The organism is Dehalococcoidia bacterium (genome assembly GCA_041653995.1).
Lineage (GTDB): Bacteria > Chloroflexota > Dehalococcoidia > GIF9 > UBA5629 > CAIMUM01.
On record JBAZEK010000003.1, the window covers coordinates 55,064 to 76,426 of the forward strand.

The window sequence follows — 21,363 nt, forward strand, 5'->3', positions numbered from 1 at the left end:
GACTCACACCTGGCATTTCGGGCACAGCCCGAAAATAGCCAGGTGTCTTACATCAGCTTTAAACCTGTACTTCGAGAGCAGGGAGTTTGCCAGCGGCTGCAGGTCAGCCTCGGGCAGCTCGATGGCATTTCCACATTTATTGCAGATTAGATGATGGTGTTTGCTATGTTCCCTGGCGTGATAACGCGCAATGCCGTCGCCAAGCTCTATCTCCGCTGCCAGACCCAGCTCTTTCAATAGCTCTAAAGTTCGATAGACTGTGGATATATTGGCATAGGGATATTTCTCTTTGAGCTTGTCGAAAATCTCATCGGCACTGATATGGGTTTCCACGCTGTGCAGAGCATCTACAACCATTATGCGCTGAGGAGTAAGCCTGTAACCTTTTTTTTGTAACGTCTCTATACAACTCATCAGTCACTATTATTACACAGAATAATAGCAATTGCAACTGGTCGCAATTAATACCGATTGCCAGTCAGGCAAGTTTATCTTTGCTGTCCAGCATTATAGTGACGGGGCCGTCATTAACGATACTGACCAGCATATGTGCCCCGAATACGCCGGCCTGGACTTTCAGGCCTGTTTCCGAGACGCGTCCGATGAAATAATTATAGAGTTTTTCCGCCATCTCCGGCGGCGCAGCCTCAGTAAAGCTGGGGCGGCGACCCCGGCTGGTATCCGCCAGCAGCGTAAACTGGCTTATCACCAGCAGTTCCGCTTTAATCTGCAGCGCTGACAGATTAAATTTACTATTGTCATCACTGAACATCCTGAGGTTGACTACTTTATCGGCCAGGTAATCGGCGTCTTTCTCGCCATCATCACCGCCCACACCAAGCAATATGACAAAACCCTGACCTATCCGGCCGGTTACTCTACCGTCAACCGTTACCTCTGCTCCTGTTACACGCTGTAAAAGTGCTTTCAAATCGTGTCAATCCTCATTACAATCCTCACTATTTTATTAAATACCAAAGCGGATAACAACGACGAACATCTGGCATTTCAAATCAAGCATCAGCAGACGTTTTTGTATACAACATTGTATATCGCATATGTATTTATAGTAATTGACACTACTGGGGTTTGGCGTTACAATCAATCCTAACTGAGCGACGATGCTCAGGAGGTTCCCTATGAAAGAGATGCAAATCGACAGTATACGTGTCAGCCTGATGAATTATCAGCATGTGGTCATACTTAAGGAGAGGCAGACCGACCGCTACCTGCCGATCTGGATAGGTCCAGCGGAGGCCGATGCCATTTCCATGAAGTTGCAGAACGTCGATGTTTCACGTCCCATGACACATGACCTGTTGAAAAATACCTTCTTTGCACTCAAATCGCTGTCAGGAACCAACATATCAAAGATTGTGGTCAACGACCTGCGTTCAGATACTTTTTATGCACAAATCGTCTTTGAATTCACTGAAGGTCCCCCTGTTGTTGAGCTTGAGGCTCGTTCGGGCCGCGGCCGTCTACAGGATCTGGACAGGGACGCCAAATTGTCTTTGGTATGGCAGGGCCATGAATTTAAATCCACTATTGTGAACAGGTGGCAGGACGGAAAAAAACACTTTATGGAAATCGATGGCGGGGAAGGCTGGGTGTTTGAAGTGTTCTACGACGAGCAGAATAAACGGTGGCTAATGACTAAAATGAAGCTGGACTCCCGTCCCAGTGATGCTATAGCCCTGGCTGTAAGGGTCACAGCGCCCATTTACGCGGAAGAATCGGTCCTCGATAAGGCCGGTATCATCCTCGACGGCGAATCGGGTAAGATCACCGCTCAACCCAAGGCCGGCGACGGCAGCGTCAACCCTGGAAAGGTCAACGAGCAGGAAATAATGAAATATCCGGCAATTTACGATTTCATTAACACTCTTGATCTGGATGACTTTGGCAAAAAGAAGTCCTGATTATTGAGCGCCTGCAATACACTGTAACCGACCTGATATTTACTATAGTAATCACTGCCACTTCTTAAAATGCGTAGTTACTAAGGCGTATACTATGTTGCCAAAAATCAATGGATTTTCCGTTGACGGTTAAAATACATGCTTGTTATAATGCAGTGATTAAAAAAGACAGCGAACTGAAACCAGATAAAAAACAGCTACTCAGAGGATTTTGGTTTCTCTTTAATGTCGGTTGGTATGTAGCGCTAAGTTTGATACTGCCAACGGCCCTCGGCCTGTGGTTGGATGCTCCAGAGCGATTGAACAGCAGGCCACTATGCACGTTGATTGGCTTTGTGCTTGGGACCTCGGCAGCAGGGTACGGATTGTACCGCATGCTGCGCCAGTTTATTGACGAGCAAAAGAAGATGGATGCAAAAAAGAACTCGATAAAGGAGCAGGACAGTGAGTAAACTTGGTTGCTCCAGCCGGTTAATGGTTATCCTCGGCATATTCCTTCTGGCACTCTTACTGACCTCATTTGTGATGGGCCCCCTCGGCAGCAAATTCTTTAATATCAGCGTGCCGCAGGACTTACAGGTCAGCAAGCCACATGTTGTGCTTCCCTCGGAAGCGATGTTCCATATAGGCGAGTTCAAGGTCACCAATACCCTTATCTCATCCTGGGTTACCATCCTGTTGCTTTTCCTCGTATTCTTCTTTGCCACCAGAAAAATGAAGGTAATACCAGGCAGGCTGCAGAGCTTTGCAGAGGTAGTAGTCGACGGCATCTACAATACTATTGAAGGCGTTGCCGGACCCAAGAACGTCCGCACTTTCTTCCCCATAGTTACAACGATATTTTTATATGTTGTCACCAATGCCCTGCTGGCGCTTGTGCCGCTCTGGGGCACATGGGGACCGGTTGAACACATAGGTGAAGGGTCCCACTCAGCCACCGTTGTTGTGCCATTCCTGCGTGCCGCCAATACGGATGTGAACCTCACACTTTCGATCGCGCTCGTTTCTTTCGTATTTATTGAATACCTCGGATTTTCCAAGATCGGCCCGCTTAAATACGTGGACTCGTTCTTCCAGTTCAGCGCACTGGGCAAGGCCTTCGGAGACCTTTTCAAAGGCAATGTGAAGCCATTCCTCAGCGGACTGGCGTTTGGGTTCATCAATATCTATGTCGGGCTGCTGGAAATATTAAGCCACTTCATCAGGATCGTCAGTTTTACCTTCCGTCTATTTGGCAACATGACTGCAGGAGAAATTCTGCTTGGCGTTATGACATTCCTGGTGGCCTTCATAGCACCTGTACCGTTCTATGGTCTGGAAACCCTTGTCGGTTTCCTGCAGGCTATGATTTTCGCAGGCCTGACACTCGTATTCGGTGTAATGGCAGTAACCTCGCACCATGAAGAGGGTGCTGAACACAATTAATCTGTACTCAAGTAAAAGGAGGGATCTAATGGACGCTGAAACTATGAAAATGCTGGGTGCTGGCCTTGCCGGTGGACTGGGTATGCTTGGGCCGGGCATCGGTCTTGGCCTTATCGGCCTGGGCGCCATGCAGGCGCTGGGCCGCAATCCTGAAGCCAGGGGCGTACTCCTGACCAACATGATCCTGATCGGCGCTCTGACGGAGGCGGTCGGCATCTATGCTCTGATCATAGCCATACTGCTCGCCATGGTAGTCTAATTCCTGTTTATTGCTGAGGAAGGACCGCTTCAATTGTCGTCCTTCCCGGTTCCGGCAATAAACGCCGGCGCCCTTTAAGAAAAAAACAGGATTGGAACTTTGAGGTAAATATGGAAAGTATCGGAATAAATTGGCAACTGCTGGTTGCATTTCTGATCAATTTCCTTGTCCTCTTCGGGCTGCTCACTGCGATTCTATACAAGCCGGTCCTTAAAATGCTTGACGAGCGGGCCGCCAAGATAAAGGAGAGCCTGGAACAGGCCGAGAAGATAAAGGAGCAGACGAGCCGCAGCGAGGAACAGATCAAAGCTGCTGTCGAAGCTGCACGCAGAGAAGGCCAGGTGATCATCACGCAGGCCTCTCAGATAGCCGATAAGATCAAGGAAGAGGCCAAAGATGGTGCACGCAAGGAAGCAGATGCAATCATAAACAAGGCCAGGGATGAGATCAAGCTCGAACGCGATAAATCCATCGCAGAGCTGCGGTCAGAGTTCTCCAGCCTCACTATCCTGGCGGCTGAAAAGGTCATCAATGAGTCTCTTGACGCACAGAAACACCGCAAGCTGATCAACGAGGTACTGGACCAGAGTAATACGTTCAAACAGAATTAAGCAGGATAGAAAAATGATTTCAACGATTTCTGCCAGGCGCTACGCGCAAGCGATCTTTCAGATCGCGCAGGCGAATAACAACCTGGATGAATGGAAAAAGGAGCTCCGCAAGCTGGCTGACCTGATGAAGGACAGTGAGATTGTGGATTTGATAGATCATCCCAAGGTCTCATTCAACCTGAAAGCGGAATTGATCAAACAGAAGCTTAATACGTCCAATGAGCTTGTCCTTAATCTGTGCTACCTGCTCATTCTGAAAGGCAGGATAAAGAACGCGGAACAGATAGCCGATGAATATGACAACCTGGTCGATGAACAGCGCGGCATCAAGCACGCGGTGGTCACGACGGCTGTCCCGATAGATGAAAACGATAAACAGAAGGTAACCGGTCAGCTCGAAAAGATAACCGGCAAGAAAGTTACCGTTAAGCTCAAGGTCAATCCTTCCATAATCGGCGGCATGGTAGCCCGCATTGAAGATACTTTAATAGACGGCAGTATCCGCAACAGGCTGGAACTGCTGAGGAAAGACCTTGTAGAAGCTACGAAATAAACAACCTTTAAGGGGGTGAGCAGATTGAAATCCCAGGAAAAAGATATAGTTTCGGTAATCAAGGAGCAAATCGAGCGCTTCGGCGCCACTGCCACCATGGTAGACGTTGGAACCGTGGTGGAGGTCGGCGACGGCGTTGCCCGCATACAGGGCCTGCGCAAAGCCAAGAACAATGAACTTCTGGCATTCCCCAACGGCATCATGGGACTGGCACTCAACCTGGAGGAAGACAATGTGGCCGCCGTGATCCTTGGCGAATACAGCCATATTAAGGAAGGCGACGAGGTCCATTGCACCGGCCGCGTAGTCGAGGTCCCTGTCGGCAACGAGCTCATCGGCCGCGTGGTAAACACACTCGGTCAGCCCCTCGACGGCCTTGGCCCCATCAAGACCTCTAAATCCCGGCCTGTCGAACGTATCGCCCCCAACGTCGTTGACAGGCAGCCGGTTAATGTATCCGTGCACACCGGTATTAAATGTGTCGATGCCCTGGTGCCCATCGGGCGAGGGCAACGTGAGCTGATCATCGGCGACCGCTCCATCGGCAAATCCGCGGTTGCCATCGACGCCATCATCGCCCAGAAAGGCAAAGACCTTATATGCATCTACGTGGCGATCGGCCAGAAGACGGCCAAGGTAGCAAACACTGTTGAAACGCTTAGAAAATACGGCGCCATGGAACACACCGTAGTGGTGGTTGCCACATCGTCCGACCCGGCGTCAATGCAATACCTGTCGGCATATGCGGGATGCGCTATCGGTGAAGAGTTCATGGAGCAGGGCAAGGACGCCCTCATTATATACGACGACCTTTCCAAGCATGCATGGGCATACCGCCAGGTATCGCTCATCCTGCGCCGTCCTCCCGGACGCGAAGCCTACCCCGGCGATGTTTTCTACCTGCACAGCAGGCTGCTTGAAAGGGCGGCCAAGCTCTCCGCCGAGCTGGGAGGAGGCTCGCTTACAGCTCTTCCCGTTATCGAAATTCAGGCCGGCGACATGTCGGCATATATTCCAACCAATGTCATCTCCATTACCGACGGACAGATCCTGCTCGAGACAGATATGTTCAACGCAGGCATCCGCCCGGCGCTTAACGTTGGCCTCTCCGTTTCCCGCGTAGGCGGCAATGCCCAGACCAAGGCCATGAGGCAGGTGGCGGGCAAATTGAGGCTCGATATGGCGCAATATGCCGAGCTGGCTACTTTCGCTCAATTCGGCGCTTCGGACCTGGACAAGGCCACCCTGGCACAGCTGGAGCGCGGCAAGCGCATGATTGAGATACTCAAACAGCCGCAATATGACCCGCTTTCACTGGAAAACGAGGTTATGATACTGTTTGCCGTCACCAACGGATATATCGACGATGTCCCGGTTGAGAAGGTTTCGGCCTTCGAGAATGCATTCTATAAATTCATGCTCAATAACCATCCCGCAGTCGGCAATACAATTGCGGCCGACAAGGCGTTAAAACCTGAAACTGAGGCAGAACTCAAAAAGGCCATAGCAGAATTTAAGCAGAGCTCTGCTTATTGAGGCGATTAGATGGTAAGTCCAAAAATACTTAGACGGCGGATCCGCAGTGTCCAGAGCACGGCCAAAATAACCCGTGCCATGGAGATGATCGCCACTGCCAAAATGAAGAAGGCCCAGGATATGGCCATCGCAGGCAGGCCTTACAGCGACAAGATCATGCACATCATAGCCGACCTGTCCGCCCAGGCTGCCGCCGGAGGAGCCAGTCACCCGCTGCTGGTAGCACGCCCCGTAAATAAAATAGGCATCGTGCATATAACGACTGACCGGGGTTTATGCGGCGGTTTGAACACCAACCTGAACCGGCTGGTAGGCAATTTTATTCTCGAACAGAAGGTCCCGGTCACGGTTATTACAGTGGGCTCCAAAGGCCGTGATTTCATGCGCCGATCGATGCGTGAGATCCGCGCCGAGTTCACCAAACTGGGTGACCGGCCCAAGATGGCAGACACCATGGCTATTTCGCAGATTGTGATAGACGACTACACCAACGGGCTCTATGACCGCGTCTATATCGCCTATTCCCGGTTCGTCAACCTGATGAGCCAGAAACCCGTACTGGAACTTTTACTGCCCGTGGAGCCGGCGCAGTTGCCCAAGACCGTCAGCCCGGAATATATTTTCGAACCCAACGCTATGCATGTCCTCGGCGAGCTACTGCCAAGGTTCGTCGAAATGCAGGTGTATCACTCCTTACTTGAATCAATCGCCAGCGAACAGTCGGCGCGCATGATGGCTATGCGCAATGCCACCGACAATGCCTACGATGTAATCGCCGAGCTTACGCTGACAATGAATAAAGCCCGCCAGGAGATGATCACCAAGGAACTGCTCGATATCGTCGCAGGCGTTGAAGGTCTCAAATAGGAGGTGCAATTTGGCAAAAGGTAAAGTAATTCAGGTCATCGGCACGGTAGTCGATGTCGAGTTTCCTCAGGAGGAATTGCCTGCGATTTACAACGCCCTCGAGATAATGCAGGACGGCGAGAAGATCGTGCTGGAGACGGTGCAACATATCGGCAATAACTGGGTGCGCTGCCTGTCCCTCTGCCCTACCGAGGGCCTTCAGAGGGGCGCGGTGGCCGTCGATACCGGTGCTCCCATCTCCGTACCGGTCGGCAAAGCCACACTCGGACGCCTGTTCAATGTGTTCGGAGATCCCCTGGACAGGCTGGGAGAGATAAAGACTAAAGACAAGTTGCCCATTCACCGCGATCCCCCCAGCCTGGCAGAACAGGAGACAACCATACAGATGCTGGAGACAGGCATCAAGGTTATCGACCTCATCACTCCTTTCACCAGGGGAGGCAAGATCGGAGCCTACGGCGGCGCCGGCGTGGGCAAGACGGTCATCATCCAGGAGCTAATCCACAATATCGCCACCGCGCACGGCGGCTTCTCGGTATTTGCCGGCGTGGGAGAGAGGTCCAGGGAAGGCAACGACCTCTGGCGTGAAATGAAAGAATCAGGCGTCATCGAGAAGACCATCATGGTCTTCGGCCAGATGAACGAGCCTCCCGGCGTCCGTGCCCGCGTGGCGCTCACCGGGGTAACATTTGCAGAACACTTCCGCGACCACGAGGGATTGGATGTGCTGCTTTTCGTCGATAACATTTACCGCCACATTCTCGCCAACATGGAAGTATCAGCGCTGCTCGGCCGCATGCCTTCAGCCGTGGGCTATCAGCCTACGCTGGGCACCGACGTGGCCGAGATGGAAGACCGCATCACGTCGACCAAGAAGGGTTCGATCACCTCGTTCCAGGCCATCTATGTGCCGGCGGATGACTACACCGATCCCGGCATCGTCACAACCTTCGGCCATCTCGATGGAGTCGTATCGCTCGAGCGCGCGATCGCGGCACAGGGTTTCTACCCGGCGGTGGACCCCCTAGCCTCCACCTCGCGCATTCTCGATCCACAGGTCGTGGGAGAGGACCACTACCAGGCTGCCCGCGGCATTCAGAAGGTGCTGCAGCGCTACAAGGACCTGCAGGACGTTATCGCCATCCTGGGAATGGAAGAGCTGAGCGAAGAAGACAAGGTGACCGTCAACAGGGCGCGCCGCATACAGAGATTCCTTACGCAGCCTATGTTCGTGGCGGAGCCTTTCACGGGCATACCGGGCAAATATGTGACGATTAAGGAGACCGTCCGCGGGTTTAAAGAGATACTTGAAGGCAAATGGGACCACCTCCCCGAATCTGCATTCGTAATGGTGGGTACTATTGAAGAAGCTGCAGAGAAAGCACAAAAATTAGAGGCGTAATCATGCCGACAATGAAGTTAGAGATAGTCACTGCCGAGCGCCAGATCTTTTCCGGCGATGTAACTACAGTCATTGCCGAGGGCACCGAGGGGCAGATGACCGTACTTCCCAAGCATGCCCCCCTCATCACCATGCTTGCACCGGGCGAGCTTGTCATACGTAAAGATGGAGACGAGCAATATATGGTTATCACCGGCGGTTTCATGGAGGTCATGCCGGAAAAAGTGATCGTGCTGGCCGACTCTTGCGAGAGATGCGATGAGATCGATCTTGAACGCGCCGCTGCAGCAAAGCAGCGAGCAGAAGAACGGCTCAAGTCAATCACCTCTGATATCGATCAGTCGAGGGCGGAGGCTGCCCTCAGGCGTTCTCTCGCCCGCCTGCGCGTTGCTGAAAAACGCCGCAGAACACCAGGCTACAAGCCCCGCGTATAGATTGCAGAAAAAATATAAGCCAATATCGATCGTTCGGTCGATATTGGCTTTTTAATTGCCGGCTAATATTTAGATTATCTCGAGTCTGACTCTGGTACCTTCTTTGGTGGCGACCACGCGCAAAAGGGTGCGCATGGCTTCAGCAACCCTTCCCTGCTTGCCGATTACCCGGCCCTTGTCCTCTGCATTGACCTCCAGCTTGATGACCACACCCCCCGCATCAGTCTCCTGCGTTACCTTGACATCATCGGGCGCGCTCACGATACACCGGGCAATGTATTCGACTAACTCCTTCATGCTGCCTTCACCTCAGTTGTAGATTTGGACTTCTTCTTCACCTTCTGAGTAGTCTTCTGTACTGCCTGTTTGAATTTTCTTGAAGGATGCGCCGCGTTAAATTTTGCCATCACGCCGGTTTTAGCCAGCAACCTGTATGTCGTCTCCGTCGGCTGGGCGCCTTTCTCCAGCCAGGCCAGAGCCTTGTCCTCATTTATATTTACAGTCTCAGGGTCATTTAGCGGATTATAATTCCCTATGACTTCAATGAAAGCGCCTTCTCGGGGTGACTTGCTGTCGGTCACCACAATCCTGTACATAGGCTTATGTCTGGCGCCTGTCCTTCTTAACCTGATTTTTACCATGATATCGGTTTACCTGTAGTCCTTTATTTTTTACTGGTTATTATGCCGGAAGCGTTCGTACCTGTCAACAATATCGCATATTACATCCATCGTTAATGCTCGTGACCCGGCATATATCCGGCCATGAAATCAGGAGGGGAAATGGTTTATAATCCATCCAACGCCTTTATCCGGAGGTCCTGCCTTGCCATCGATAATAGAGCAGCTCGATTGCATATTTAAACCTGGATCCATGGCCATCATCGGCGTCTCGGACAATATCGCCAAATGGGGATATATGATGGTCGAAAGGCCCTTGCGCACAGGCTATCGCGGCCGGATATATCCCGTTAATCCTCAGGGCGGCACATTACTGGGTTTGCCCTCTTACCGCTCAGTTAAAGACATACCCGGACAGGTGGACCTGGCCGTTAAAACGGTCCAGGCAATACATGTGCCTGCTGTTATGCAGGAATGCGTGGATAAGGGTGTCAGGGGAGCTATATTGATATCTGCCGGCTTCGCTGAAACAGGTGGAGCAGGAAAGGCGCTTCAGGAAAGAGTCATGAGTATCGCGGCGAATGGAGGCATACGCTGCGTGGGACCCAACTGCATGGGTATCTGGAGCGCGGCAGCTTGCCTCAACAACGCCTTCGAAAAGGCACCCAAACAGGGACATATCACCTTTATCTCGCAAAGCGGCACGTTCGGGGGATACATGGCGGACATGGCCGGTAGCAAGGGCTTCGGCCTCCGAACTTTCATCAGCATCGGCAACCAGGCTGACCTAACCGTTGCAGACTACATCGAATACTTCTCATGCGATGAAGAGACCAGGGTTATCATACTATACCTGGAAGGCATTAAAGACGGCAGAAGGTTCTTTGAGAGCTGTAAGGAAACTCTCCGGAAGAAGCCGATCGTGCTCTACAAGGGCGGAAGCTCGCCCGCCGGCGCCCGTGCAACCATGTCGCATACTGCATCCATCGCAGGTTCAGACCTGGTCTTCCAGAGCGCCTGCGAACAACTCGGCCTGATACGAGCGCAAGAGTCTTTCCAGACCTTCGATCTGGCGGTCGCGTTCCTCAGCTCGCCACTGCCTCCCGGCAAAAGAATTGGCGTGCTGGGTACCGGAGGGCAGGGTGTCGTATCAACTGACGCCTGTCAAAAGCTGGGACTTGAGGTGCCGGAGCTGGATAAAGATACCTGTGCAGCCCTGATGAAAATGCTTCCTCCCCACGCCCCACCTCCAACCAATCCCGTAGACTTTGCCGGAAGCTATCGCACGGCTATGGATGAAGCCAACGTAGTGGAAACCTTATTGAAGCTGGAATATATCGACGGCTTCATCAGCAACGTGCCGATCAATCCGTTCGTCTGGGGATTAAAGCTCGATAGTCTTCCCGCGGATGTGCTGAAAAACATAAAACGGCTCACCGATGAAGGGACGAATCGTTTTTGTGACCTGCCCCGTATCTACGGGAAGCCGGTGGTCTGTGTACGCTGGTACAGCGACGTTAAAGAAGACCCCGTATCGGATGCGCTGAAAGAGTCCGGTATCCCTGTATACGATACGCCGGAACAGTGCGCCCGGGCTATGGCCGCACTGGCCGGATACTCCCGCCTGCGCCGTTCACCGGATCTATAAATTATTGGCGCAACTATTTTATATCGAAAGGCACTGCCAGCTTCTCGATATTATTTACATAGAGCACGACTTTATAACTGCCTTTGTACCAGCCGCCCGCCGGCATGTGCTTGTAAAACGCCAGATAGTAAGCCTCACCGCCTCCCTGCGCGCTGGTATATATCTCATCGAGCAGTTCGTTGTCCTTTCCGACAGCTTCGCCATTAACGTAGTACCAGCTGGCTTTGATTAAATCCTCCTCCGTGACACCCGAGACCTTGAACGAACAATAGATGGCTGGCGTATCGGGTGCGAACACCGTGCTTACGGCACTGGTGGGTTTTGAATCGTTGTCCACAGAAGTGGTTATCACCCCTTCAGTGATTGCGGATTTATCGGGCCGGCTGACCTCTGTTCCCGGACTACTGCAGCCGGCGAATACGCACAGCAGAGCCGCCGCCATGATTGAAACAATAATATATGATCGTATTGATCTCATATCTATTAACCCCCTGTATTCGTTCCTCCGATAGTATCCTCTTATAAACGTGAATAATTCTATAGCCAATCCTATCATTTTTCAAAATTACGCGGGCCCCGCTGGCCACTTCATCCGCTGTTGAAGCGGATAAAACCGCAGTCGGCACGAAATATCAGTACCATCGCTGCAACCTTATGATTAAGCCGGCGTTATTTGTAATATACAGCGTTCAGCCTTTATAATCAGCTTTATGAAAATTCCCCCCTGCCATCGCTGGGACCTCAATGTCAGTCAGGCGCGTGAACTGCAGGTCAAACTCTCAGATAAGGTCATGCGCTGTAATGATAAAATGGATATTAAACTGATAGCCGGAATCGATGTTTCGGTATCCCGGTATTCAAGGACCGGACGCGCGGCAGTTGTTGTGGTGAATTACCCTGATCTCGAGGTCCGCGATATCTCTGTCGCCGAGGGCGCTATCGATTTCCCGTACGTCCCAGGCCTGTTATCGTTCAGGGAAGCGCCGCTGGCCTTGCAGGCGTGCAATGGATTAGAGACGCGACCCGACCTGCTGATGGTGGACGGACAGGGCCTCGCCCATCCCAGGAGGCTGGGGATCGCATCCCACCTCGGGTTGCTGTTGAATATACCGTCCATCGGGTGCGCCAAGTCCCGTTTGATCGGCACACATGATTCATTGCCTGAGGAAGCCGGGAGTTACAGCCTGCTCTTGGAGAAAGATGAGGTAATCGGAGCAGTGGTCAGGACGAAGCGTGCGGTTAAACCCCTTTACGTATCGATCGGGCACAGAACCGACCTTGACAGCGCCATCAGGCTGGTGCTGAGTTGCTGCCGGGGTTTCCGCCTACCGCAGCCTACCCGCCTGGCACATATTGCGGCCGGAGGATCATCCGATTTGTCCGCCTGTATGATGAACGGAAGATAAAATAGTCTATGCTGGAAGAAAAAACACGTATTGAAGAGCTGCGACGCAGGATCTCCGCCATCATGGAGCATCTTTGACATCGCGGGGAAAGAGAAACGACTATTTGAGCTGGAGGCAAAGACATCCGATCCCGGATTCTGGTCCGACCAGCAAACGGCGCAATCCGTTATGCGCCAGATAGGTTCGCTTAAAGATACTGCTGCACAGTGGCGCGACATAGAAAAGAGCGCATCCGGCGTAGCGGAGGTCATATCCATAGCCCTTGCCGAGAGCGATCAATCCTTAAAGACCGATGTCCACACAGAGATCGACCGTATTAAGGCGCATTTCGATCAGATTGAGGTACAGCTCATGCTGGACGGACCCTACGACAGCAGGGATGCCATACTCGCCATACATGCCGGCGCAGGGGGAACCGAATCACAGGACTGGGCCCAGATGCTGATGCGCATGTTCGTGCGCTGGGCCGAGCGGCACAAGCTGCAATCCGATGTACTGGATGTCTCACCCGGAGACGAGGCCGGAATTAAAAGCGCTACCATTGAGATCAAGGGGAATTTCTCGTACGGAAAACTCAAGTCCGAGCATGGCGTGCACAGGCTGGTGCGCCTCTCTCCCTTCGACGCCGACCATGCGCGTCATACATCTTTCGCCCTGGTAGAGGTCATGCCCGAAGCGGAGGCCCGGACCGATCTGCAGATCAACCCTGAAGATATCCGCGTAGACACCTTCAGGTCAAGCGGACCCGGGGGGCAGCACATGCAAAAAACCAGCAGCGCGGTGAGGATTACGCATATCCCCACCGGCCTGGTGGTAAGCTGCCAGAGCGAGCGCTCGCAACATCAGAACAAGGAGAGCGCACTCAGGGTGTTATACGCCCGCCTGCTTGAGATAGAGATCGAAAAAAGGGAGGCTGAGAAAGCCAAGATCAAAGGAAAACGCATCGACGCCGGCTGGGGCAACCAGATCAGGAGCTATGTGCTTCACCCTTACAAGATGGTCAAGGATCACAGGACGGAATACGAGACCAGCAATACCGCTGCCGTGCTGGAAGGCGAGATCGATGAGTTAATCAATGCGTATTTACGCTCGAAAGTTGGAGAAGATAAATGATAAGGCAGATTACTATTATCCTGCTGCTGTTGCTGATATACCTGATGCCGGCTGCCGTCTCTGCAGCCGACGATGTCAGGCTGCTGGATTCGAGCACGGAGGCAGATTTTCCCAACATGCTCACGTTTAAAGTTAGGGCCGAAAGCGCCGATCCCATTACGCGCATCAGGCTCCGCTACGAAGTCGACAAGAAAATGTACTCACCGACCTTTGCCGAGGCCTGGCTCGTGTTTCAGCCGGCCAGAAACATCGAGGCCGCCTGGAGCTGGGATATGCGCAAAGGCATGTTACCGCCCGGAGCCACAGTCACCTACTGGTGGGTAATCGAGGACGACGCAGGCAACAGGCTGACCACGCCAAAAAATATTATTACTTTCGATGATACACGTTACAAGTGGCAGAAGGTCAGCGATCAGAATATTAATATTTACTGGTACCGGGGAAGCAGTTCCTTTTCCGGCGACCTGCTCAAGGCCGCGACGGATGCAAAGGGAAGGTTGGAGAGGGATACGGGTGTAACTCTGGATAAACCGGTCCATATCTATATATACGCGAATTTCAGCGATCTTCGTGAATCCATTATAGCTCCCGACGAGTGGACGGGGGGCGTGGCCTACAGGGGATTTAACATCATCTCCATCGGTATTTCACCCAATAACCTGGCATGGGGTAAAAAAGCCGTAGCACACGAGTTGGGCCATCTGATGACGCAACAGGTCACGGTCAGCCCCTACGGGGAAACCAGACCATACTGGCTGGACGAGGGGCTGGCAATGCATGCCGAAGGAGAACAGAGCGAAGCCGCCAGGGAAGAGTTTCAAAGGTCCATTGAGGACGGCCGCATTGCTACCCTGCAATCCCTTACAAGCCCTTTTCCGGCCGATCCCCAGGAAGCCTATTTCGCTTATGCTCAGAGCCAGAGCGTAATAGAATACCTGATAAACGTTCACGGCAGGGAGAAGATCCACCGGTTGCTTGTTCTGATCAACGACGGCTACAGCCTTGACGACGCTTTGACCAATGTCTACGGATTCAACCTGAGTGGTCTGGACGATGCATGGTTGGAATATATGACAGCCGCGCCGCAGGCTAATGCCGTCCCGGGCGAGATCACTTCTCATGTGCCCGGTACAGCCTGCATCCTCAGCTTATCCCCTGTTGCCTATACGGTTGCCCGGGGAGGCGTTTAGATGGAGACCGAAAGGACTTATACGGTCCACGATCTGCCGCCCTCAGACAGGCCAAGGGAGCGCCTTAAAAGGCTGGGGGCAGAAGCGCTTTCAACAGCAGAGTTGCTTGCCTGCATCATGGGCAGCGGCACGCGGGGCGACTCGGTCGTTATGACGTCACAAAAATTGCTATCGGAGTTCGGCAACTTGCATAACATCGCCTCGGCATCCATCCAGGAGTTATCCAGGTCAAGAGGCATAGGCGAGGCCAGGGCCATTCAGTTGAAAGCCGCTTGCGAGATCGGCAAACGACTATTAGATCCTGATTATGCTGAGAAAGGGAAGCCCGTACAATCTCCCGAAGAAGCTTTTATATCCATGCAGGAGAAACTGCGGGGAAAGAAAAAGGAGCACTTCTACGTGCTCTGCCTGGATACACGTAATCGTGTCAGCAATAAAAAGCAGGTATCCATGGGCAACCTGGATAGCAGCATAGTCCACCCGCGCGAGGTGTTCAAGGACGCCATATCTTCGCTGGCGGCTGCGGTTATCTTCGTTCACAATCACCCCTCCGGCGATCTCGAGCCGTCGTCGGAAGATGTTAACCTGACCAGAAGGCTGGTGGAGGCGGGCGAACTGCTGGGCATACCGGTACTCGACCATATCATCGTCAGCGATAAGGGCTACACCAGCCTGAAATCAAGAAATTTAATTTGAGGTCAATAATGAAAAGGAACATTCTGATCAAGTTGATCGGCGCGGCAGTCATCAGCGCATTCGTTATATCAACACTTGCAGGGTGCAGCCTATTGGGGGTCGCTGACTCCGATATCCAAGAGGGCCCGGGCGGCACCCTTAAGCTCTGGGATATAGGGCCGCTTACTCTCGATCCGGCGATATCGGGCGAGATGTCATCCCATCTATACATCATGCAGATCTTCAACGGCCTGGTCAAATTAAATGAGAACCTTGAGCCCGTTTCTGACCTGGCAGAGCGCTGGACTGTAAGCCCTGACGGTAAAACATATACCTTTTTCCTGCGCCGGGACGCCCTTTTCCATGACGGCAAACCGGTCACTGCCTCCGATGTCAAGTACTCCTTGGAGAGAGCTTGCAACCCTGCCACAGGTTCACAGACGGCATCCACCTACCTTAATGATATAGTCGGCTCGACTGAAGTGCTGTCCGGCCAGGCTCAAAACCTCAGCGGTGTATCAGTTATCGACGACCATACCCTCTCGGTTACGATCGACGAGCCTAAAGTTTATTTTCTTTCCAAGCTGGCTTATCCCACTGCCTTCGTGGTGGACAGACGAAATGTCGAAACAGGAGGAGACTGGTGGTGGTACAAACCCAACGGTAGCGGACCGTACAGAATGGCCAGTTGGAATGTGGGCTCACTCATCATTTTGCAGCCCAGCCTGCATTATTACGGCAAGAAGGGCACCGCACGATTGTACTTCCAACTGCTGGACGGCGTGCCCATGTCCCTTTACGAGACGGGAAAGATAGACGTGGTTGAGATCAGCCAGTTATATTTAGATCGTGCTACAGACAGGACAGGGCCTTTCTTCGATCAACTTCACATATATCCGGAGTTCAGCCTGCAATATATCGGGTTCAATACCACCAGGCCACCCTTCGATGATCCCCTTGTCAGGGAAGCTTTCAGCCGCTCGGTGGACAAGGACCACATCATTAAAATCATAGAGAAAAACATGGTCAACCGCGCTGACGGAATTTTGCCTCCGGGCATGCCGGGTTACAACAAGGATTTGCAGGGGCTTGACTATGACCCTGACTATGCCAGGGAATTGCTGGCCAAATCCAGATATAGCTCCGGCCTGCCTCCTATCACCATCACTGTGCTTGGATGGGGAGGGTTGGACGTCGACCCTGCTCTGGGGGCTGTCATGCAGGATTGGAAAAAGAACCTGGGTGCGGAAGTATCGGTCAGGCTGCTTGAGCCCGACCCGTTTCATTACAACCTGCAACAGGAGGCTGATGAAATGTACGTGCTGGGCTGGGTGGCGGACTATCCCGATCCGCAGAACTTCCTGCAAACGCTTTTCTACACAGATACCGAATACAATCACGGCCGGTTCTCAAGCAGTGAATTTGATACTCTGATCGACAGGGCGGCCGTGGAGCAGGATCATGATAAACGGATAGAGCTTTACCGTCAGGCGGAGCAGGTCATCATCGACCAGGCGCCCGTTATTCCTCTCTGGTTCAATAAGAATTACGTCCTGGTCAATCCGCGAGTCAAGAACTACAGTATCGATCCGCTGGGGGTGCCACGTTTAAACCTCGTAAGTATTGAACATTAGCTATATAATTAGCATGCTCCCCGGTGAAACGATTATTAAAAAGGAGAGCGCCATGGATAAAAATGCATTGGAAGCACCATGCGGAATCCACTGCGGGCTTTGCCCTCTTAATCTGGCGATCAAAGATGAAAAGCTGAGGAACCGGCTCTCCGAGACGTTGAAGCTACCCCCGGATAAGGTCAATTGCACCGGCTGCAGGTCTATCGACGGTCATTGCCCGGTGATAGGGGAGCAGTGCGCCACCTGGATGTGCATCAAAGGCAAGGGATTGGAATTCTGTTCGGAGTGCATCGATTTTCCCTGCGTAAAGCTGATGCCGTGTTCCGACCGCGCCGATAGGCTCCCTCACAACATCAAGATAGCCAGCCTGGCGTTAAGAAAAAACAAGGGATCGTTCGAATGGGAAAAAGCTATTAAAGACATTTACTCACGTTATTTCCACGGCGTAATGGTCATAGGACAGGGTCCGCAACTTAAAGATAACTCTGCCGAAGAATCTGCATAAGGAAGCCCGAAAATAAATGCCAGTCGGCTACATAAGCAGCGAGTTATACCAGCATCATGACACGGGCAGCCATGTCGAGAACAAGGAACGCCTGAAGGCCATAGATACCATACTTGAGAAGACAAAGGTTAAAGAGCAGTTCCTTCATATCTCACCTCGGGCCGCCAGCATCGACGAGATAGCGGCAGTGCACGACCGTGAATATATCAGGAGCCTCAAAGCTGAGATCGACGGCGGCGGCGGCTGGCTGGATCCGGATACATATGCGTCCCCCGGATCATGGGAGGCAGCTATCTACGCTGCCGGCGGGGTTATGACGGCGGTCGAGCAGGTCATGAGCGGCAAGGCCGACAGCGTTTTTGCCGCGGTCAGGCCGCCGGGCCACCATGCCGTACATTCCCACCAGATGGGTTTCTGCCTGTTTAATAACGTGGCCATCGCCGCCCGCTTTGCATTGTCCAACTATGATATCAAGCGCATATTAATTATTGATTTCGACGTCCACCACGGCAACGGCACTCAGGAAGCATTCTACAGCGAATCACAGGTATTATATTGTTCCACTCACGAGTATCCCTGGTATCCATTCACCGGCGCAGCCGAAGACACCGGCAAAGGGGCGGGAGAGGGGTATACGGTAAATATCCCGCTTGAAGCAGGCCTGGGGGATAATGAATACCTCCAGGTTTTCAACGAGGTGCTGGTGCCCGTTGCCGGGCGTTTCCAGCCCGACCTGGTGCTGATATCGGCCGGATACGACGCCCACTGGCAGGACACGATATCCAACATGACGCTTACTACCATGGGATTTGCGCGCATGACCAAGATCATCAAGACGATTTCAGACCAGTTCTGCCGCAGCAGGCTGGTATTCAGCCTGGAGGGAGGTTACAACCACACGGCGCTGGCCTATTCCGTCACCGCAACCATCGAACTGCTGATGGGTCATGCCGAGGTTTATGATCCGCTGGGGCCTCCTCCCATGTCATACTCACCACGTGATTTCGGCGATTTCGTTAAATCCATACGTAATATTCACAAAATACAAGATTGAGCCTGATAAAACAAAGAATGCGGGGCGCTTGCCCCGCATTCTTATTATGCACAGATAAAAGCTCAGCCTTCCTTGCTTCCGATGCCGAGGAAAAGGATTACCGCAACGCCCAATATCATGCCCGCTATGCCCATGAATGTGGCCAGCGGGATCATGAGCAAGGCCCATAAACCGATAAACATGTTCCTATCCATAAAGCCCCCTTGTAATCTCCATCAATCGATAAGCATTGATCATCGTTATCATGCGGCCTTTGATTCAGTTTTGAGGCCACGGTCCCACAGCACCAGCAGCGGACCGGCCACAAATATTGAGTCATAGATACCCACTACCACTCCAACCAGCAGGGCCATGATGAATTGCTGAATTGTCACTCCGCCGAACAGGAACAACGCAAGGCCTGTTAAAATCACCACGAGGCTGGTATTGATACAGCGGGCGATCGTCTCCAGTATGCTCGAGTTCACGGTTGTGGCGAAATCCCTGCTTATGCCTTTGCGGACATTCTCGCGTATGCGGTCATAGACCACACAGGTATTGTTGATGGCGAACCCCACTATGGTCAGCATGGCTACGATGAACATGGAGTCAACCTGATAGCCGATAAGCCAGCCCAGTATGGAGAAGATGCCCATGACGATCAATACATCGTGCAGCAGGGCGATCACGGCGCTGACGCCCCATTTGAAGGGACTGGGCATATGGCGGAAGGCAAAGGCAATGTAAAGTATCATGAAAATGGATGCCACCAGAACGGCGATGGCCGCGTTGCGCGCCACCTCGCTGGCCACTACCGGCGATACGGTCTCGAAGTCCCTGATAGTCACTTCTGCATTCAGCCCTTTCTCAAGGCCGTCGATCAGAGCTATTTTTTCATCGGTATCGATGTCCCTGGTACGGACGAGGAAATCGCCGTCGCCGGTCTTCTGGATCGTGGCATCGTCGTACCCCAGTTGGGACATTTGCTGCCTGAGCACACCCTGTTCAACCTGCTGGCTGAATCGCAGCGTCATAACAGTGCCGCTGCTGAAATCGATGCCAAGTTTGAACCCGAATGCCAGCATCGAGATGATGCCCGGCACAAGCAAACAAATGGAAATAAGAAAGAACCACTTGCGGTTACCTACGATGTTGATCATGCTTTTACTCCGTATAACCAGGTATTCTTAACAGCCCTCGCCGCTAAGGAGAGGAATAACCTGCTGACCGTGATGGCGGTGAACATGCTGAGGGCTACACCTATGAAAAGTGTAAGCGCAAAGCCCTTGACCATGAAAGCTCCAAAAGTATCGCCGAACCAGAAAAGAACAATACAGGCTATGAATGTAGTCACATTGCTGTCGCGTATGGCCAGCCAGGCGCGGTTGAAGCCTGCGTCCACAGCGGCACCCATTGTGCGTCCCGCCCTGAGTTCCTCCTTCATACGTTCAAAGATAAGGATATTGGCGTCTACCGCCATGCCGATTGACACAACACCCGCTGCAATGCCGGCCATCGTCAACGTGACCGGCACCAGTTTAAAAATGGCGGTCAGAATGATGCCGTAGATTATTAAAGCCAGTGTCGCTACGACACCCGCCATACGGTAGTACAGGATCATGAACAGGACTACCAGGATAAGGCCGATGGCGCCTGCTACGATACTCTTTTTAATTGAGTCCGCTCCCAAAGTTGCGTCGACAGTCTGCTCCAGAATAACGGACAGGGGCACATCGAGTGAGCCCGAGTTGAGCTGAATGGCCAGGTTCTGCGCCTCTTTCATATCCATGCCTTCGATGATGCCGGCGTTTTTGATCACGGCGCGCACCGTAGGATACGAGATGAGCTGGCCGTCCAGGAATATGCCCAGGGGTTTATTAATATTACGTTTGGTGATCTGCTCGAAAAGTATCGCCCCCTCATCGTTCCATTCGAATGCCACAGTCGGCTCGTTGGTATTGGATGTAAGCTCAACCCTTGAGTTGGGCTTGAGGTATTTACCGGTCAATTCCCTGGTCTGTCCGTCGCTACCGACGCCTGTGGCGATGGTCCAGATATATTCGCCTTGTTCATCGGTCTGCGGCTGTCCCGACAGGTCCGTGGTAGTCTCTTTAAACTCCAGCAGGGCGACCTGGCCTATCAGCTTCTTTGCCTCATCCACATTTTTTTCGCCGGGCAACTGAACCAGGATACGATTCTCGCCCTGGCGTTGAATGATCGGTTCCTTAACGCCGAACGCATTGGCGCGTCGTTCTATCTTGTTGAGGACGCTGGTCATGACCTGGTCTACCGTCTGCGACGGATCTTTCTTCGACAGGTCGGCCTCGTACACAAGGTATGCGCCGCCTTTCAGGTCCAGGCCCAGGGTGAGACCCTGGCGGCCGAAGCGGTCGCCCTCCAGCGGCACTATGGCCCAGACGCTGAATCCGACCAGCACGGCTAAAAACAGAAGCAGCAATATATCACTTGTTTTCAATTATCCTTTCACCCTCCTGAGCAATGTTTCAATCGCAATCCGGTACATATACCT

General features: G+C 52.5%; 26 protein-coding genes. 18 read left to right on the forward strand and 8 right to left on the reverse strand.

Annotated features, from left to right (window positions below; all coding sequences use genetic code 11):
• Nucleotides 1–3: 3 nt before the first annotated feature.
• Nucleotides 4–414, reverse strand: coding sequence for a Fur family transcriptional regulator (locus WC359_09360; protein ID MFA5400634.1), 411 nt, complete (start codon nucleotides 412–414; stop codon nucleotides 4–6).
• 64 nt (nucleotides 415–478) lie between these two features.
• Nucleotides 479–931 (reverse strand): D-aminoacyl-tRNA deacylase, encoded by a 453-nt coding sequence (gene dtd, locus WC359_09365; protein ID MFA5400635.1) that lies wholly within the window; start codon nucleotides 929–931, stop codon nucleotides 479–481.
• Between the two features lie 208 nt (nucleotides 932–1,139).
• Between dtd and WC359_09370 the strand changes: the two genes are divergently transcribed.
• The 10 genes from WC359_09370 to WC359_09415 all read left to right on the forward strand — a co-directional run bounded on the left by WC359_09370 (nucleotide 1,140) and on the right by WC359_09415 (nucleotide 9,009).
• Entirely contained in the window at nucleotides 1,140–1,922 is a 783-nt protein-coding gene (locus WC359_09370; protein ID MFA5400636.1) for a bifunctional nuclease family protein, read from the forward strand.
• A 110-nt stretch (nucleotides 1,923–2,032) separates the two neighbouring features.
• Nucleotides 2,033–2,374, forward strand: a complete 342-nt coding sequence (locus WC359_09375) for an AtpZ/AtpI family protein (protein MFA5400637.1) — start codon at nucleotides 2,033–2,035, stop codon at nucleotides 2,372–2,374.
• The gene (locus WC359_09380; GenBank protein ID MFA5400638.1) at nucleotides 2,367–3,347 is read left to right on the forward strand and encodes a FoF1 ATP synthase subunit a; all 981 of its coding nucleotides are present in this window, start codon (nucleotides 2,367–2,369) and stop codon (nucleotides 3,345–3,347) included. Before WC359_09375 ends, WC359_09380 begins: the two co-directional genes overlap by 8 nt.
• Nucleotides 3,348–3,375: 28 nt before the next feature.
• Nucleotides 3,376–3,606, forward strand: coding sequence for an ATP synthase F0 subunit C (locus tag WC359_09385; protein MFA5400639.1), 231 nt, complete (start codon nucleotides 3,376–3,378; stop codon nucleotides 3,604–3,606).
• A gap of 110 nt (nucleotides 3,607–3,716) precedes the next feature.
• Nucleotides 3,717–4,217, forward strand: coding sequence for a F0F1 ATP synthase subunit B (atpF, locus tag WC359_09390; GenBank protein ID MFA5400640.1), 501 nt, complete (start codon nucleotides 3,717–3,719; stop codon nucleotides 4,215–4,217).
• A 13-nt stretch (nucleotides 4,218–4,230) separates the two neighbouring features.
• Complete coding sequence (gene atpH, locus WC359_09395; GenBank protein ID MFA5400641.1) at nucleotides 4,231–4,770, forward strand: ATP synthase F1 subunit delta; 540 nt, start codon at nucleotides 4,231–4,233, stop codon at nucleotides 4,768–4,770.
• Between the two features lie 24 nt (nucleotides 4,771–4,794).
• Nucleotides 4,795–6,306: a F0F1 ATP synthase subunit alpha gene (gene atpA, locus WC359_09400; GenBank protein MFA5400642.1), complete on the forward strand. Its 1,512-nt coding sequence runs from the start codon at nucleotides 4,795–4,797 to the stop codon at nucleotides 6,304–6,306.
• Nucleotides 6,307–6,315: 9 nt separating this feature from the next.
• Nucleotides 6,316–7,173 carry an ATP synthase F1 subunit gamma gene (gene atpG, locus WC359_09405; protein ID MFA5400643.1) on the forward strand — a complete coding sequence of 286 codons (858 nt, stop codon included), beginning with the start codon at nucleotides 6,316–6,318 and terminating at the stop codon, nucleotides 7,171–7,173.
• A 10-nt stretch (nucleotides 7,174–7,183) separates the two neighbouring features.
• Complete coding sequence (gene atpD / locus WC359_09410; GenBank protein MFA5400644.1) at nucleotides 7,184–8,575, forward strand: F0F1 ATP synthase subunit beta; 1,392 nt, start codon at nucleotides 7,184–7,186, stop codon at nucleotides 8,573–8,575.
• A gap of 2 nt (nucleotides 8,576–8,577) precedes the next feature.
• The gene (locus WC359_09415; protein ID MFA5400645.1) at nucleotides 8,578–9,009 is read left to right on the forward strand and encodes a F0F1 ATP synthase subunit epsilon; all 432 of its coding nucleotides are present in this window, start codon (nucleotides 8,578–8,580) and stop codon (nucleotides 9,007–9,009) included.
• A gap of 69 nt (nucleotides 9,010–9,078) precedes the next feature.
• On the opposite strand, the gene WC359_09420 is transcribed toward WC359_09415, so the two are convergent.
• Nucleotides 9,079–9,306 carry a KH domain-containing protein gene (locus WC359_09420; GenBank protein ID MFA5400646.1) on the reverse strand — a complete coding sequence of 76 codons (228 nt, stop codon included), beginning with the start codon at nucleotides 9,304–9,306 and terminating at the stop codon, nucleotides 9,079–9,081.
• Complete coding sequence (rpsP, locus tag WC359_09425; protein MFA5400647.1) at nucleotides 9,303–9,653, reverse strand: 30S ribosomal protein S16; 351 nt, start codon at nucleotides 9,651–9,653, stop codon at nucleotides 9,303–9,305. The genes WC359_09420 and rpsP overlap by 4 nt, the downstream gene beginning before the upstream one ends.
• Nucleotides 9,654–9,834: 181 nt before the next feature.
• On the opposite strand from rpsP, the gene WC359_09430 reads away from it, so the two are divergent.
• Entirely contained in the window at nucleotides 9,835–11,277 is a 1,443-nt protein-coding gene (locus WC359_09430; protein MFA5400648.1) for a CoA-binding protein, read from the forward strand.
• 13 nt (nucleotides 11,278–11,290) lie between these two features.
• On the opposite strand, the gene WC359_09435 is transcribed toward WC359_09430, so the two are convergent.
• On the reverse strand, nucleotides 11,291–11,755 hold the full coding sequence (locus WC359_09435) for a hypothetical protein (protein ID MFA5400649.1): 465 nt from the start codon (nucleotides 11,753–11,755) through the stop codon (nucleotides 11,291–11,293).
• 232 nt (nucleotides 11,756–11,987) lie between these two features.
• Here WC359_09435 and nfi point away from each other — a divergent pair, with 232 nt between their 5' ends.
• The 7 genes from nfi (at nucleotide 11,988) to WC359_09470 (ending at nucleotide 18,854) form a co-directional block, all read left to right on the forward strand.
• Complete coding sequence (gene nfi, locus WC359_09440) at nucleotides 11,988–12,683, forward strand: deoxyribonuclease V (GenBank protein ID MFA5400650.1); 696 nt, start codon at nucleotides 11,988–11,990, stop codon at nucleotides 12,681–12,683.
• Nucleotides 12,684–12,691: 8 nt separating this feature from the next.
• Nucleotides 12,692–13,796 (forward strand): peptide chain release factor 2 gene (gene prfB / locus WC359_09445; protein ID MFA5400651.1). Its coding sequence is split into 2 segments (ribosomal slippage): nucleotides 12,692–12,757 and nucleotides 12,759–13,796, totalling 1,104 coding nucleotides; the frame shifts between segments, so codons are not numbered across the junction.
• Nucleotides 13,793–14,986, forward strand: coding sequence for a peptidase MA family metallohydrolase (locus WC359_09450; GenBank protein MFA5400652.1), 1,194 nt, complete (start codon nucleotides 13,793–13,795; stop codon nucleotides 14,984–14,986). The genes prfB and WC359_09450 overlap by 4 nt, the downstream gene beginning before the upstream one ends.
• A complete protein-coding gene (gene radC / locus WC359_09455) occupies nucleotides 14,987–15,682 on the forward strand; it encodes a DNA repair protein RadC (GenBank protein ID MFA5400653.1) in 696 nt (231 codons plus the stop codon).
• 8 nt (nucleotides 15,683–15,690) lie between these two features.
• Complete coding sequence (locus WC359_09460) at nucleotides 15,691–17,295, forward strand: peptide ABC transporter substrate-binding protein (GenBank protein ID MFA5400654.1); 1,605 nt, start codon at nucleotides 15,691–15,693, stop codon at nucleotides 17,293–17,295.
• Between the two features lie 52 nt (nucleotides 17,296–17,347).
• Entirely contained in the window at nucleotides 17,348–17,800 is a 453-nt protein-coding gene (locus WC359_09465; protein MFA5400655.1) for a DUF3795 domain-containing protein, read from the forward strand.
• Between the two features lie 16 nt (nucleotides 17,801–17,816).
• The gene (locus tag WC359_09470) at nucleotides 17,817–18,854 is read left to right on the forward strand and encodes a histone deacetylase (protein MFA5400656.1); all 1,038 of its coding nucleotides are present in this window, start codon (nucleotides 17,817–17,819) and stop codon (nucleotides 18,852–18,854) included.
• A gap of 62 nt (nucleotides 18,855–18,916) precedes the next feature.
• Here the strand turns inward: WC359_09470 and WC359_09475 are convergent, their stop codons facing one another.
• Genes WC359_09475 through secD form a run of 3 tightly spaced genes read right to left on the reverse strand, consistent with a single transcriptional unit; the run spans nucleotide 18,917 to nucleotide 21,309 of the window.
• Nucleotides 18,917–19,048, reverse strand: a complete 132-nt coding sequence (locus WC359_09475) for a hypothetical protein (protein ID MFA5400657.1) — start codon at nucleotides 19,046–19,048, stop codon at nucleotides 18,917–18,919.
• Nucleotides 19,049–19,096: 48 nt separating this feature from the next.
• On the reverse strand, nucleotides 19,097–19,993 hold the full coding sequence (secF, locus tag WC359_09480; GenBank protein ID MFA5400658.1) for a protein translocase subunit SecF: 897 nt from the start codon (nucleotides 19,991–19,993) through the stop codon (nucleotides 19,097–19,099).
• Nucleotides 19,990–21,309, reverse strand: a complete 1,320-nt coding sequence (gene secD, locus WC359_09485) for a protein translocase subunit SecD (protein ID MFA5400659.1) — start codon at nucleotides 21,307–21,309, stop codon at nucleotides 19,990–19,992. Before secD ends, secF begins: the two co-directional genes overlap by 4 nt.
• Nucleotides 21,310–21,363: the final 54 nt, after the last annotated feature.